We start from the raw sequence: 14,937 nt of genomic DNA, 5'->3' as shown, positions 1-14,937 counted from the left end.
TGGCAAAACTTACAAGAGTTCCCGAAAACTTGAAGTTCGACCTCATGACCCCTGCGAGAACAACGAAGGGCGGCGAACCAGTTTGGGCCATCGTGCGGCGGTTTTTGGCCCAATTGCAGCCTTTCCGCCCGCGGTTAAAATGGAATCGTTGGGGGGTGACCGCTTCGCGCCCAATTGCAGTCGGCAGTGTTCATCCGTATAGGTTGGGTTGTTATCGGCCCGACTGGGCTCGGCGGGGTACTTCATGCACGCAGACATTGGACACCGATTTAATGAAATGGCGGCTGATGTCGTGGCACGGAGCGCCGGACTTTTCACTCCCACCCTCCCGAAAGGTTTGGTCGATTGGCTAGTCGAAGCGAGCTTCTACAACGGCTATTTCTTAGGTCCGCGCAATCCACCTGCCTCGATAGATAAGCAGACCTCCGAAGCAGCTACACGTTTAGATGACTTCTCGGTGGAAATGTTCCTAAACAAGATTCATCTGCAGGATGACCTAGAAGACGATTATCCTGCTCAGGACATCATCCTTATCTATTTTGCTATCTGCGATTACTTCGCCCGCTACTTGGTAAAGAACCGCATAACAAAACCCATGCTGCTCTGGTATTCAACGGACGCTTTCGATGCCGACGCCGAGTTCCCCAGCCACACCATGAGCTTCGGATTTCCCCGATCAACGAGCGATTACTACAATCTGGATGTTCATGAAGGACCTGAAGTCCGTATCGGCACAAAGATCACGCTCGCTTTGTAACCGTATGGCCGCTTTGGGCCCAATTGCAGCCATTCCACCCTCAGATAAAATGGCAGGGGGTGATGCAGCCGGTACGTGGCGCCAATCGTCAAGAACTGCTCCCGTCTGACCGTTCTATATTACCCATTGCTGTTTTCGAACTTTCATAGATACTCCCGCCGTTGGACCCGACAACAGGGAGTAGAACAATGGCATTGAGGGCATTTGTCTCAAGTATCTCCGGAACAGGTGTACAGGGTATACTGGCTGCTGGCGACGACGGGTTTGTCGCCGAAGGCGTAACGGTGGCATCCACCGATGATGTCGGGATTACCGCGAGCGGCAGTGGGCACCTTATTGATGTCTATGGTACCGTCTTGGGAGACTTCCGCGCAATCTTCATGGGAGGCAGTTCCACCACAGACTTTGACAACACTCTTTATGTTGCTGAGACAGGTCACCTGGCAGGTTACGATACCGGCGCGTTCTCTGTACGGCTCGACGGCAACAGAAGTACGTTGATCAATGAAGGGCGAATTGACGGGAAAAAATATGCTGCTATTGCGATCGGTGGGTCAGACGCAACCACCCAATCGACGGTTGAAAACAGCGGTGTTATCGAAGGCAAGACCTATGCGGTCTTCGTGAATGCCTCGGAGGCCTTTAAACTTACAAATACCGGGATCATCAAAGGCGGTGTGTCCGGCGGCACAGGGCAGGACGTTGTCCTGAATAACGGGACCATGATTGGCGATGTCAATTTGGAAGATGGCGCCGACACTTTCGACACGCGCGGCGGCAGCTATACCGGCGTTGCAAATGGAGGACTTGGTGCAGACAAGCTCTACGCTGGCGCTGGCAACAACACGCTCGCCGGAGGCGAAGGGAATGATGTCCTCGCCGGAGGAGCCGGTGCGGACAGTCTTGATGGCGGCGCAGACACTGATTCCGCGTCGTACTTCTATTCTTCTGCCGGGGTGACAGTCAGCCTCACGACGCCATCTGCAAACAAGGGAGACGCTGCTGGCGACACCTTCATCTCAATCGAGAACATCAGCGGCTCCGCGTTTAACGATACTCTTGCCGGGAACTCGGCTGCGAACACGATATTCGGCAACAGCGGAAACGACGTGATCAAGGGTTACGCTGGAAACGATACGCTGACGGGGGCAAGCGGCAAGGATACATTCCTGTTCCATACCGCACTCAACGCCGCGACCAACGCCGACAAAATCACAGACTTCAGCGCGATCGACGACACGATCCAGTTGGAGAACGCAATCTTCACAGCTCTAGCTTCGACAGGGACGCTTTCAGCAGACGCATTTCGTGCAAACGGTACAGGCCTTGCCGCAGACTCGACGGATCGCATCGTCTACGAAACGGACACCGGCAAACTGTTCTATGATCGGGACGGGTCCGGTGTCTCGTTCGATGGCGTGCTGTTTGCAACGCTGACGAATAAACCCACAATCACGAACGCGGATTTCATCATAGTTTGATAGGCAAGATATTCTCGGACATGCTTCGTTCGCGATAGGACATCGGCCGTAGGAAAAGGCTGATGGTTTCATTGACTGGCAACTGACCGTGGCGTTTACGTTTCGCTGCCAGTAGAAGTTGGACGCTCTGGTAAAAAGGGTCTCGTCATGTGCAGTGGCGAGGCCCTTTTTCAGCCGCCAGTCCTGTCTCAGATTGCTCCGTACTGCCGGTCTAGCGTGGCGAGGTTCAACTGGGGAACAGAGCCTCCCGGGGAGTGCATGGTGAGGATCTCAGCCTGTACCAAGAGACCTGATCGATGGACGCGCCGGATGGAGGCGTTCAAGAGGCGCATCGCTTCCGCCATTTGCTCTTCGGCTTCGGCGCGTTCATCAAGTGCAGAGAGATCTATGTTCATGGCGCCAGTATACGATTGAGGGAAGATTTCGCTAGTCTTGCCACCCACTTGTTAAATCCGCGGCCATAAAACAAAAAGAACCCTCCAGCACCAAGAGGCGCGGGAGGGCTCAGATTTTCGCATGTTGCGGAAAGATGCTCAACTCTTTCGACAAATGCATTCTAATACTCAACTGGTTAACAGAATGTTCTTGATCGTCGAGAGATTAGGTCTCACCGATATCGCCATTCATCATCTTCAGAGAAAGAAGCCAGTAGAGCCTCTTCGCTGTCGATCCCGCTCTGGTATCGGGCCACAATTGTTGCAGCTAGATCCTGGGCATCGGCTGAGTTCACATCGATACCGCGATCAAGGCACAAGCGCTCAGTGACGCGCTGGAGCATCTTCAAATGATCTGGCGGAACAATCGGGTGCTGAGCCATACGTGGAGATTATTCATGAGCATTCGCTTTCTCAACCGCTTTTTTGAAATGAATTTCGCCGACAAGCTTTCCCGGCGTGGCGGGAAGGTTTGCCGGTCGCCGCGGTTTACTGCAATGACGGGAGACTACGATGTACGACGTACTTGAACACGCGGCGGCAGTTTTAGCGAACCGGCGGTGCTGAGATGGCGTCAGGACTTTCACCTGAGGGTCGCTTGAACCTAAAAAAGAGTTCGCGCGATTGGCCAGACTACGAGCGCGTAGCAGACAAGTGTCAGAACGAAGCCTATAATTTTTCCGGCGCGATCGTACCCGCCGTAGCGTGGTGTTTCAGTCATAGTCATCCCCAATAGGTATGTTCTGCAGAGACGGAAAAATGCCGGGGTGAGGAACTGACGCGTGCTGTCAATAGATGGGCCCTTTCGCCCATACGATTGCAGCACTACGGAAGGAGCCTTGTACTATGGCCGCGCCCAGGGTCTGGAAATCGCAGCCGGTATAGCAGGAGCTAAACCCGCACCGGATCTTGAAGCTTCTCCGAGCACTCACTCCAGCCGGAGTACCGAGCGGAATGGTACTCTCGCGACTAAGTTTCCGACTTCGTCCGTTATCTCGAAGGTCTCACCGTCAATTGGTTCTCCCGTAAGCACCATGTCGGACAAGATTTCGCGTGCGGCTTCCGTCGCGTCTGATTTCGCGGCTTCGGCAGACGGGAAGTCAACGCCACTCGGATCGGGCTCTAACTCCGAGCCCGCGCGAACATGAAAATAGAATTTTGGCATGGTTTGCACCTCCGGCCCCTAAACCAGTGCACCCCTCGATTGTTCCGAGCGATGTCAGGTAGTGATCGTTGGCGCTTGGGATGCAAATCTAATCAGTCAGAGCAGCGACTAGGGCGCCAGAATTTACGATCCGCGCTAGGTGATGGAGGTGGCGCTTGGCAGCTTCTTCCGTTATCTCGGCCGTCCTGGAAAGCAGCTCAAACGTCGCATCGACAAGGAGCTTCTGGCTCTCCTCGTCCGCGCAATAGTGTCTCGCCCACGTCATCAGCACGGGGCGCAGAGTTTCGATTTTGTCGGGTATATTTTCAGGGCGCTCCATGGCGTCCCCCTGCTCGGCAGGCGGGAGCTCATAGTAACCCTCAGTCGCCACCGCCTACGATCTCGGTTGGGAGCGATGAATACACCTTGCGCCGTTTCCATCAGGAACACAAGCACGGCCTGCAAACGGCTAAGACGCGGGTGTCAGATGTCAATCACCGAGTTAAACGGGATAGTTTCGATAACGACCCCGTCCTCGGCAGTAACCTCGGATACATGGCCGTCAATTTCCTCGCCAAACTTTAACTTTTCCGCACAAATTTCGCGCGCCGCTGCGGTCGCTTCCTGGATAGCAGCTCTATCGTCTGCGAAATCCGCGCCTTCGAGATCTTCAAAAAACTCTTCGTAGTCGCGGACATGGAAAAAATACTTCGGCATATGGGGCACCTCCGGGCGCCGAACCCAGAAACTAGAATTTGGTTCCATGTCAGTGCACCGGTCGCGGCTCATTAGCCAGTGATATCTCCTGGAGAATGGCAGCGGCAGCGCGGAACATTAGAGCCTCCTTGTGGTTCTGCTGCAAAGGAGACCTCCATGCCTGCCGCCGCTTCTAGAATTGGCCCGGATCATCATGACCGTGATCAAAAATTTCAGGAAAGTATCGAGCCCGCTATGCAGCAACTTATAGCAGCTGCCAATGCGGCAGGCTGGGGCACAGGGGAAATCTTGGATGAAATGGGAGAGGTTCTTTTCAATCTTCGGCTGGCTTACGCGGAAGACCCTGATGCGGAGGAAGACCCGTCGTGACGCAGCCGGCTACGACGGCTGCGCCCTAGGCCGCAGACTCATAACGATCTGATCCAGATTCTTGCCGCTGCCAATTTGACGGCGGCGAGAAAGTTCATGGGGTCTTTGTCGTAACGGGTTGCGATGCCTCTGAACTGTTTGAGTTTGCTGAAGAAACGCTCGACGAGATTGCGCTGCCGGTAAACCCATTGGCTGAAAGGGAAGCTTCCCTTACGATTGCTCTTGGCAGGAATATTGGCCCATGCCTGCCTTTGCTTTGCAAATGCTCTGATCGCGTTGGTATCGTAGGCCTTGTCCGCCAGCAGGATCGCACCCTTGGATATTGTCTGTAACAATGGTTCCGCCATGCGGCCATCATGGGCTTGGCCGGCGGTAGTGCGAGACGGATCGGTCGTCCATCGGCATCGACAACGGCGTGGATTTTGGTGGTCAAGCCGCCACGGGAACGTCCCATGCAGCCATCGTCTTGATCCCCCTTTTTCCCGTCGCCGCATGTTGATGAACGCGGACACAGGAGCTGTCGATCATGACGATATCGCCATCGAAAGCCTTGGAAATCTCGCCCAGAACATGATCCCAGATGCCCGCCTTGCGCCATCGCACGAACCGGTTGTAGCAGGTTGTATACGGACCATATCGATCTGGAACGTCTGCCCAAGGCGAGCCTGTCCGGAAGCGCCACAAGATGCCGTTGATTACACGCCGGTCGTCAACCCGCGGCACGCCACGCGGCTTATTGGGCAACAAGGGCTGAATAACAGTCCATTCGAAATCGGTGAGATCAAACCGGCGACGGGTCATGAGAGGCCTCCAAATCAAGGCCTCAGTGAATCAAAATCAAACCGATTTGCAAACCCGGTTTATGAGTGCAAGGCCTAGCCAATTGCCGAGAAGCGCGGTAATGTCGCGTATCGTTCGCGCATTATGTGCTGTCTACTCGGAGATAGCACATGGCTCTTGAAGGACTTCATGTTCTTGCCGGTTATGCCGGCGCCCGCGGGTACAAGGACTCGGTTCAACCTCTCATCACGAAACGCATGTGGTCGGAAACGCTGCCCGAAGCAGGCGAGACGACGAACGTCGCGCCAAGAGCGGGTGACGTTGCGGGCCAGCCGGTTTTCCAGCTGCGTTGCAGTGTGGATGCATGGATTTCGATCAGGCCGAATCCGGACGCGGCGTTGAGCCCTCGCGCATTCCTGCCGGCAGACGAAACCGTTGACTGGTTCGTCGAGCCCGGTGACAAGCTCGATTGGGCGCCGGTCGATGCGTAAGCTGGGCGATCGTTCCGGTACGCAGAAGCCGACCAACTATTTCGCGACGCGCCAGCAGGGCGACAACGCCGACATTGCCGTGCGTAAGGCGCAACGCGACTGGCCGCAGATACCCTTCGGCTCGTCGCTCATCTCGAATGAGAAGTATTCGCACTTTCCCGTTTTGGCCGCGAGCTCCGATCGCATCGGCGTGGCCTATTACATGGGCGAAAACCATGGCGGTGACGAAGACAACTGCATCTGCTTGAGCCAGACGGCAAATGCCGGCGGGGTGCAGAACCTCGTGCTGAACGGCCGCTTCGCTGCGGAGGGCGTGAAAGGCTCGACACAGATCCGGTTCACCTCGAGCGGTAACGACAGCGGCATCACGGTGACGATCACTGGCTTCAATAAAGATCAGCCCGTCACGCTTGGCCCGTTCGCTTGCCCCAACGCCGGCGTGATCGACTATATCGGCCTCATCACGAAGGTTACGCAGGTGCAGCTCAGCGGCAACGCTGCCGGCACTGTCAAGGTCGGCTTGCGCCGCCTTCCCAGCAACCTGATGTACAAAAGCTCGCCGGACGGCGGTAAGACTTGGCCCAACATCGTGACGATCGGGGACGGCATCACCGACGGTCAGCACCGCCACAACTATCCAGCGCTCGGCGCACGGAAGGACGGTAGCCTGATCCTCTGCTACGTACAGCAAGACATCGAGGACGGCCGGCCGACGCACTTGCAGCGGACGTCCATCTTCGGCGACGAGTTCAGCGAAGCGACGGAGATGGTCATCACCGGCGATATGCCGAGCGGATCGCCGATCGTGGGCGATACGTTCTCATTCTACGGTCAGATCAAGCGCACGCCTTCTGGCAGGTTGCTGCTTTACGCCTACCAAGCGGCCGACAACTTCGTGCTGACCTCGGACGATGACGGTGCGACGTGGGTTTCCAAGATCCAGATTACGAGCAGCTCGCCAGCGCTGTCCGAGACGTCGCTCCTGGTGCAGGACGAGGCAAACTGGCTCAGCATCTCGCGTATCGATGCGGCGGTAGGCGCACTCTATCAGATGAAAACCGTAAACGGTGGCGACACGTGGACCACGCAGGGGCAGACAAACCTCGTAGCGTCAGGCGGCTATCTCTCGCAAGAGCTCGTCATGGCCTATGTCGATGGCATCGCTTACGCCGTCATGCTCTACATGTGCCGCGACACGTCGATCAATCCCGATCCGCCGAATCCGAACACGATCTGCCTGCGCTGGGCGCGCATGTCCGATCTGCTCGCGTCACCACTTGCTTGGGGACCAGAGGAAGTCGTGATCACCGGGGTAAACACACGCTCCGGCTACCCTTCGATGTTCATCAACCCGAATACCGGCACGATGATCGTCGCCTATGGCGTTGAAACCGGGGGCACGGCAGCAAATACCGCAGAGGTGCGGAGCGTCGCGATTGACATTATTCAGCGCATCAAGGCGAGGCAGTTTCTCGGCACGGTCTCGCAGTCTGGTGGCCGCCCGACCGGCGATATCGTCGAGACGGGCCAAAATGAGAACGGCTCCTACATCCGCTGGTCCTGCGGCTATCAGGAGTGCTCGAAAATCGTTGACCTGACTGACACTGCGATTGCAACGGCGAGCGGGGGTTTGTTCACTAGCGCTGCTAATCTCGCCTGGACATACCCAAAGCCGTTTTCCTCTCAGCCGGTGTTCAACGGTGCGCTTCAGCGTGGCGTCGTCATGGCGTCAGGAAATCCTGCCCCCGCAACCAAACTTTCTCGAATGAACCTCGGCGGTCTCGCAGCGGAGACATTGGTTCTCGGCGAGTTCACAGAAGCTGTCGCAGGCGATCGAAGCTCCGACTTGGGCCGTGCAACGGAATTGGCCACCAAGCTCGAGGCTTGCTTTGGAATGGGTCGGACACTGGCGATCGATATCGCGGGATACAATGACGTCGGACGGCTTCGTGCCAGTGACGACCGATTACGCAAAGCGGTCGACGACTTGCTGGAAAGCCAATTTACAAGAGCGAAGGAGATACTGGACTTGCGTCACAACGCCCTTCTCGCAATAGCCGAAGAACTGCTCGGGAAAAAAGTGATGTCAGTGACCGAAGTGAAAGAAGCCCTGGCGAGACTACCTACCACCTCGAAAGAACCCGTCGGATTGGATACCGCTGACCCCAATTCTCCACAGCGTGGTGCACCGCGACCAACTTGCGGTCTGTAGAAGGATGATGTCTTCAACAGTGTAGACGCTCCTCAGCGTCGCCGGAAAGTTGGGGAAATCAATATGGCGAAACGCCGAAAACCTGAGCGTAAAGAGGTCGACCGAAGACCTCAATCGTCGTTTGGATCGGCCTTGGACGACGCAGGATGGAAGCCAAAATCCGGTCTGTTTCGGCTCAAACCTAGCGTGGATAGAACCGCCTTGCGAATTCGTGCGCATCTTGGAGGTGACCTCCGGCGTGGCAACTGAGGAACCGCGCCGGCGATCCCGTTATGGTCACGCTGAAGATCGATTGTGCGTAAATGTCTTCTCCAGATAGGGTGAGATGACCACTATCGGCCCGAAGCGGTCATGTCGGAGCTAATCCATGTGTCTGAAACAAGGTGGAAACGGTTGCTATGTTTTCTCCACTAACTCGGCGGAGGGAACTCCTAGTCGCGTTCGTGGCTTGGAAGAGCCGAAGGCCAGCGGCCGGACCTGCCAAATATTGTTGTTTCTGATTTGCTCAGCCTGGAAGCGCCTGTACCCGCAAGATTAACTTAGCTACCACTGCAGGATCGGCAAGCACGCCACGCAAGAAGCCTGCGTCCCAGCAGTTATCGCCATAGCAGGCGATTGCATCATTCAATCGTATCTCAAGTTCGGCTCGCATCTCGTCTACGCTCGGCGCTGCGCCCACCCGCCTTCGCAAATTGGCGGGCAGAGGCCCCCATTCACGTCGAACAGAGTCCCGCCATTCCTTTCCGAGCAGCGTCTGCACATGAAAGTCAACGATATGACGCCGGAGGCGGGAGAGAGTCGGCAACGATACGGCTTTGAATTGCAAAGCATCGAGATCGGGACCAAATTCAATACGCCAAAGCGCGCGCGATGCCCAACGATCGTAATAGGGGTGAATGAATCTTTCGGGACGACGAATACCGCGATAGGTTCCTCCCTTCTCGTCGGTGTTGCACATCGTGCAGGCCGGCACGAGATTCTCATGTAGGATCGAGAATTCGGGAAAGCGGCTGCGGGGCAACGCATGATCAAGCGAGCGTCCACCGAGAGAACCGCACATCGGGCAGCTTTGGTAAGGAATTGCTGGCCGCCGTATCCGAGCAATCGGCCCTGAACCTCCGCGGCTGTCGTATAACCCAAAAAGAGCATCTGCGTCCGCACCAGTGAAGCCGGCTGGCAGTATTCTCCACGGATTGCCATGAAATCTTTGGTATGTCGCAGCCGAAGCTAGCCAGCGGGCCTGCCGAAGAGCCCATCCCGGCTTGCGGCATTGCCTCATGATGACGCCGTCACCCGCGCCGGGCGGCAATGGAAGATACTTCATTATTGCTGATCCCGCCGCGCGACTAGTTCGGCAATATAGGACAAAGTCTCTGGGTTTAAATCGGACGCAAATCTTCGGCGGATTTGGTGCAAAGTCGCCTCAGGATTTTCCTCGACATATTGCTCGATGACGCTTTGGAACCTGTGTTTGGGCCCAACGTCGCCGAAAACAAACTGTGAAATCGTATCGATGCTTGCACCGAACGTCTGCATTGTTGGCGGATCGATCATGATCGTCTCATCGTCGGGATCGCGCGTGATTATTCGCACCCGTCGTCGCGGCACTTCGCGCACGACATAGGCTGAATGGGTCGCAATGAGTGCGACCGAACCCGATTGTTCGAGCAAGCGGTCAAGCATTTCCATGAACTGAGAGATGTAGTTTGGATGAAGATGTGTCTCGGGCTCGTCGAATAGGAAAATGGTTCCGCGGCGAAGCGAGGCTACCGCATAGGCGGCGAAACGGAGCAACGCAACTTCACCGCTACTCAAATTTCGCGGCTGCATACGACCGGTCATGATGATCGGTGGTCGGGAGGTGTTAATGCGGGCATATAATTGGAGGTTGCGCTGCTCGTTCATGCGACGGAAGACGGGGAAGTAATCGTGGTCTTCGATGCGCAAAGGCGGCGGCAGAGTGTCGGGTTCGATCGCTTCGTTTAGCTCGACCAAGAGGTTGTCTGAAATACCAAGTGGCTCGAGTACGGAGTTCAACAGAGCCATCGCCCCCGAGCGTCCAAAGCCCTGCGTACCGGTGTCGGCGCGCAAACAGTCGATTAATGCCATCGTTAGGCCGCCGCCCTCGCCGCCGAAAGAGCCAATCATTCGGTGGTATCGATAGTCGATTCCTTCCCAAGGCGGCAACGACTGCGGATACGAGTCCGACGCCACCGATGAAAAGACGATCAGTCGCGAAAAAAGCGGCCGCGGCTCAAAGGTGGCGGCACGATCGACGTCGATTTCATCTTCCCAGGGGGGCGCAACCCTCAAACCGTCTATCATCGCCTTGAATAATCGAGTCTTGCCTGTGCCGTTTTGACCGACCACAACGAGAGCGCGTCGCGACAACGGAAAGGCTTCGCCGAAATCAGCGTCGGGGATATGTATGCCGGTCATTCCGCGCAGATTGGCCTCGACCATGAACGAGTTTGCCGCCTCCTCGACATCGGGCGGGCGATTGGGCGTCAAAAAACGATCGGCCTGGCGGAAGGCGACCCAAGTGGCCTCGTCCCGGAGTGCGCCCTGATGAAAGTCAATCGTGCGAGTGAGCGTGAGTGTTGCTAAGTCCTCCGCCTCTTCTTCCAACTTCGCGAGCACAGCATCGTGCATGCGCCGAAGGCAACCGATGCTATCTTCAAATCCGAGCAGATCGACGAGCGCGCGATAGTCGTTTTCGCTCTCCAATACTGAAACAAACGGCGCTCTGATCCAACGGATACGCCTCCTCAGCGGTCGTTCGGGTTCATCTAGGTTGAGCTCATCGATGAAATAGCTCCGAGGCGAATTCCAGCCTTGGATCAACAGCCTCATACGAAGAGAACCTTCGGCACCATGGACCCCGACGAGATGCAAGTCGGCTCGTAGCCTGGACCCGAAATCGTTCCAGTTGCCGTCATCTGGAACAATAACCAGCGCGCGGCCCTCGATGGGACGCTGCAAAGCGGCGGCAAGCGATAGTGCCAGATAGACCGGAATATCAGAATCAACAGGAATACGCGGCATTTCAGCCCCTACACTAACAAACTCAATGGCTGTGGTATTTTCCACCGCGATTAGTAAACGCGCGCATCGTTCCTTCCAGGACGTCAACGACCCGGAGATTAGTTTCCTCGTTCTCGATTGAACCTGAATGGTACGCGATCCTCTGACCATCCGCCCGGGTGAAAGTGGCGTGAATGATCTGTTCAGCATCGCAAACGACCGCTAGGTTTGGGTTGTGGGTCACCATAATGATCTGCCTATGCTTCTTGGCTTCGATGACCACCGGCACGAGAAGACTCACGATTGTCTCGTTGTCGAGGTTCTCTTCGGGCTGGTCCAAGACGATCGGATTTCGTTTGGTGTCGACCAGCAAATAGAAAATCAGTAGCAGCGCGCCCCGTTGTCCCGGAGACAGTTGCTCGATCGGGGTGTCCTGGAAAAGTAGGGTGTATGCGGGCTCCACGTACGATAGTCCAAACATATAGTCGTAAAGGGTTCGGGCGCTCTGATCCTTTCTAAGGATTGCCGACATATCGCCGTCAACCGAGGTCGATTTGATCATCTCCAGGACTTTCTCGACGAACTGAACTGTCTGGTCCGCATCCGAGAAATCCACTCCGTCGAGGACAGCCTTCAGAGCGGCGTTGCTCTCGACCTGTCCACGAAGAATGCCCGACTGCTGCTTGACGAGACTGAAAACCTTATCGGTGAAGTCCGATAATGCCCCGGTCAAGCGCGCCTGAAACTCGAGCTTGTACTCGGCACCGATCAGCTTGTTCCCTTCGACCAAACTCTGTATCGGCTCAAAAAGGGCGGCGCGGGATGCTCGCTGCTCGTCGAGAACACCGTGGAGGCCTTTCGCGACTTCTCGGCGTTTGAGATGCTTTGCTTCAAGCTGATCTGGCAAGGAATCCAAATGGGAGAGACGGGCCTCAAGCCCTCTTTCGCTTCTGGGCTTGTCGCCGTCCCCTCGATATCGCCCAGCGTAGTTTGCCATACATTCAACTGTTCCAAATACGCTTGGTACTGCTGCTGGGGGGCGTTAAGCGTTTCCGTCAGTTTCGCTTTCTCTTCAAGCAGTCCCGTGCGGGGAGCATCATCCATGGCGCTCTGCGAACTGACCGCCGCTTCCGCGTTCGTCGATCTCGCGGTTTCGGCAATTAAGCGCTTGTCATCGATTGCAAATTTAACGACGTCCTCGGCCTTAACGTTGGCATCACTCCAGTCTGACGCCGTCGTCTCCAGGAAATCATCGTATTGTGACTTCAAAATCTCGATACGACTTTGCAGATTAGCGATCGCCTGCCGGCGACGAGCTTCCCGCTCTTTTACTTTCATTGACGCCGCGAGCTTCTGGTCCATCTGAGACAACTCGTCGACGATCGCCGTTATACGTGCAGTTGCGGCTTGCTGCTCGGGCAACACCCCACCTGTTGGCGCAACGATTTCTGCTGGCTTCGTCGCGATATGCGCTTGCTTCTCCTGCCGCTTCAAGGTTAGCTGGTTTTGAAGTGTCATCCGCACGGACGGACGCATCTGTTCCTCTATGTCTACGATTTCCTCGTTCAGAGTGGCGAGGGTGCGCCTCATTTCGTTCAATTTCGCACGTGATGGCGCTTCCTGACGTTCGATCAAACGATCGAAATCAGAGGCGTCCAGTCGGACCTCATTCGGAACATGTGAGAAGATCACCGCGCGAAGTTCGTGTTCGAACTCGTCCGATCGTCCTTCGACATGTGCGTTGCACAACGCCTCGAAACGTCCCTGGGGAATATAGCGGACCATTTCCACTGCGGACGGATCGGCGATAACGTTCAGATTACGTTTGAGGGGATTACCCGAAAGCCAGCTGAGCTCACCGGAAAACCCCTTGGCTGGATCACCAGACGTGCCTTTAAAGCGGCGGGCTTTGAGAAACGAATAGTGCTGGTGCTGCTGCGAATCCCCAACCGCAGAGATGACGTCTGCCAGGGCGCTCTTCCCACTTCCCTTGTTACCGATAATCGCAACTAGGTCCGCGTTAAGTTCGATATCTGTGCCGTCGAGCCAGGTGCCGGAATACCTTTCGTGCTCCGCTACGACGGTCACTCGGCTTATGTAGTACGTGCTGTTCTCGCGGATCGTCCTTACTTTGGGAGGCATCTCGCCGATGAATGACCGCAATGCGGGTTCTTTAAGTGCCTGAAGCAGGCCTTTCCAGGTAGGGTCGGCTTTGATCCACGTAATGCGGTTCGACGGGAAATCGCCGTACCCACGGTCATTATTGTCGCCAGGCGTCCCAACGAATTTGTGGGCGTCGCTTCCAGATACGGAGAGGCGCGGAACACCGCCCAGAGAAGCCTGAAACTGGTCGAACCACTTGTCGTTCTTATCGGTGCGGACGCCGGCGAAGGCAGCGGCGGTGTCTGGATTGCGCACCTCGAAGATCGGTGAATTCTTGAATAATCCAAGGGCGTAAGCATAGTGCTTGTCCCAGTGGACCTTACTTAATCCATCATTGGTGTCGAAGGGCATAAAGCCAAGGGCCATTCCATCGGGAACGGATGCAATTGCGTCTCGATAGCTTTCAGGCGTGATCTCCGCGATCTTGCATCCAGCATCCAGCGCATAGGCATCGTCGGTCTTAACGCGTTCGACGTCGATACCGTGTAGTTTCATTTTATCCGCATCGGCAGCCCGTGCGTAATTTCGCAAGGCAAAATCGGATAGGGGCTGATCACCGAGCGCTAGCTTCAGCTTGCCTTTGAAATCGATCAGGACCTGGTCTTCGATCTTGTCGGAAAAGATCACGTGGGCATTGAGACGGCCATCAAATGGCGCGATCAGGCGTAACTCAATCCCCGGAAATACCACCTTGTTCAGCTTGGGAGCACCCGGAGCCGAAAGCCTTCGCTTCAAAGCGAACCAGCCATCGAACGTCCAGTAATCCATGAAACCATAAACGGCCGGTGCAGCCTTGTTGAGGGCGTCCACCATCTGGTCGATAATGGCGTCTTCCTTTCCCGGCTCGAACTTGGGTCCTTCCCAGTGAAAGGACAACGGCGAATGGATATGGAGGTCCCACTGCCGCCACTCCGAGCCTTTGGAATACATTACCATTTCCCCAACCCTACGCATGATCCAACGCAACCCATATGATAGAAATCAGAAAAAACTACTCTAGCCAAGGTGGCATCTATGGGAGGCTCGTCGGTATTTCCTTTCGTAGATTCAGCTCGTTGGATTCATCCACGCGATGCAAAGCAACTCGCTAACGCCTCCGATCGGTCAACGCGGATTGGTCGAAGCTTCATATGAAACTTCACGATAACCCTCAGCGATAGCGAGGTTGACCAAATATAACCGGCCCTGGCCTCTGCAATGTCTGCTTATGGCGCGAGAGAGACCACCGACTGTTGCCGATGGTCATAAAACTTATAGCTCGATCTGCTCGGCAATTCTGAGGGCGTCATCCACCTCGACGCCGAGATAGCGAACGGTGCTTTCCAGCTTCGTATGACCGAGCAGAATCTGGACGGCCCGAAGATT

Annotated in this window: 12 protein-coding genes and 1 pseudogene; 6 read left to right on the top strand and 7 right to left on the bottom strand. The window is 55.7% G+C overall.

All coding sequences use genetic code 11. The features are described from left to right. Window positions 1-244 precede the first annotated feature (244 nt). The 3 genes from BLX89_RS19330 to BLX89_RS25370 all read left to right on the top strand — a co-directional run bounded on the left by BLX89_RS19330 (window position 245) and on the right by BLX89_RS25370 (window position 3,202). Complete coding sequence (locus BLX89_RS19330) at window positions 245-757, top strand: hypothetical protein (RefSeq protein ID WP_075292608.1); 513 nt, start codon at window positions 245-247, stop codon at window positions 755-757. A 188-nt stretch (window positions 758-945) separates the two neighbouring features. Beyond that, window positions 946-2,238 carry a calcium-binding protein gene (locus tag BLX89_RS19325; RefSeq protein ID WP_083637703.1) on the top strand — a complete coding sequence of 431 codons (1,293 nt, stop codon included), beginning with the start codon at window positions 946-948 and terminating at the stop codon, window positions 2,236-2,238. Window positions 2,239-3,070: 832 nt separating this feature from the next. Then, entirely contained in the window at window positions 3,071-3,202 is a 132-nt protein-coding gene (locus BLX89_RS25370; protein ID WP_280950592.1) for a hypothetical protein, read from the top strand. Window positions 3,203-3,600: 398 nt separating this feature from the next. On the opposite strand, the gene BLX89_RS25485 is transcribed toward BLX89_RS25370, so the two are convergent. After that, on the bottom strand, window positions 3,601-3,837 hold the full coding sequence (locus BLX89_RS25485) for a DUF6894 family protein (protein WP_075292604.1): 237 nt from the start codon (window positions 3,835-3,837) through the stop codon (window positions 3,601-3,603). A 462-nt stretch (window positions 3,838-4,299) separates the two neighbouring features. Then, window positions 4,300-4,533, bottom strand: a complete 234-nt coding sequence (locus BLX89_RS19300) for a DUF6894 family protein (RefSeq protein ID WP_075292602.1) — start codon at window positions 4,531-4,533, stop codon at window positions 4,300-4,302. A gap of 156 nt (window positions 4,534-4,689) precedes the next feature. Here BLX89_RS19300 and BLX89_RS19295 point away from each other — a divergent pair, with 156 nt between their 5' ends. Continuing rightward, window positions 4,690-4,902, top strand: coding sequence for a hypothetical protein (locus BLX89_RS19295; RefSeq protein WP_075292601.1), 213 nt, complete (start codon window positions 4,690-4,692; stop codon window positions 4,900-4,902). Window positions 4,903-4,940: 38 nt separating this feature from the next. On the opposite strand, the pseudogene BLX89_RS23950 reads toward BLX89_RS19295, so the two are convergent. Continuing rightward, window positions 4,941-5,703, bottom strand: a pseudogene (locus BLX89_RS23950) (IS5 family transposase). Between the two features lie 149 nt (window positions 5,704-5,852). Between BLX89_RS23950 and BLX89_RS19280 the strand changes: the two are divergent. Together BLX89_RS19280 and BLX89_RS19275 are read left to right on the top strand one after the other, a co-directional pair. After that, the gene (locus tag BLX89_RS19280) at window positions 5,853-6,173 is read left to right on the top strand and encodes a hypothetical protein (protein ID WP_075292599.1); all 321 of its coding nucleotides are present in this window, start codon (window positions 5,853-5,855) and stop codon (window positions 6,171-6,173) included. Further along, window positions 6,166-8,385 carry an exo-alpha-sialidase gene (locus BLX89_RS19275; protein WP_075292598.1) on the top strand — a complete coding sequence of 740 codons (2,220 nt, stop codon included), beginning with the start codon at window positions 6,166-6,168 and terminating at the stop codon, window positions 8,383-8,385. Before BLX89_RS19280 ends, BLX89_RS19275 begins: the two co-directional genes overlap by 8 nt. A 505-nt stretch (window positions 8,386-8,890) precedes the next feature. On the opposite strand, the gene BLX89_RS24370 is transcribed toward BLX89_RS19275, so the two are convergent. The 4 genes from BLX89_RS24370 to BLX89_RS19265 are packed head-to-tail and all read right to left on the bottom strand — an operon-like array spanning window position 8,891 to window position 14,502. Further along, window positions 8,891-9,709 carry an HNH endonuclease gene (locus tag BLX89_RS24370; protein ID WP_143523685.1) on the bottom strand — a complete coding sequence of 273 codons (819 nt, stop codon included), beginning with the start codon at window positions 9,707-9,709 and terminating at the stop codon, window positions 8,891-8,893. Beyond that, a complete protein-coding gene (locus tag BLX89_RS19270) occupies window positions 9,709-11,430 on the bottom strand; it encodes an AAA family ATPase (protein ID WP_075292597.1) in 1,722 nt (573 codons plus the stop codon). Before BLX89_RS19270 ends, BLX89_RS24370 begins: the two co-directional genes overlap by 1 nt. Before the next feature lie 22 nt (window positions 11,431-11,452). Beyond that, window positions 11,453-12,199: a P-loop NTPase family protein gene (locus BLX89_RS25100; protein ID WP_245292870.1), complete on the bottom strand. Its 747-nt coding sequence runs from the start codon at window positions 12,197-12,199 to the stop codon at window positions 11,453-11,455. Then, window positions 12,178-14,502 carry a coiled-coil domain-containing protein gene (locus tag BLX89_RS19265; RefSeq protein ID WP_245292869.1) on the bottom strand — a complete coding sequence of 775 codons (2,325 nt, stop codon included), beginning with the start codon at window positions 14,500-14,502 and terminating at the stop codon, window positions 12,178-12,180. The genes BLX89_RS25100 and BLX89_RS19265 overlap by 22 nt, the downstream gene beginning before the upstream one ends. Between the last annotated feature and the right edge of the window lie 435 nt (window positions 14,503-14,937).

It is taken from the genome of Pararhizobium arenae (assembly GCF_001931685.1).
Taxonomy (GTDB): Bacteria; Pseudomonadota; Alphaproteobacteria; order Rhizobiales; family Rhizobiaceae; genus Pararhizobium; species Pararhizobium arenae.
This window is presented reverse-complemented; position numbering and strand designations above follow the sequence as displayed.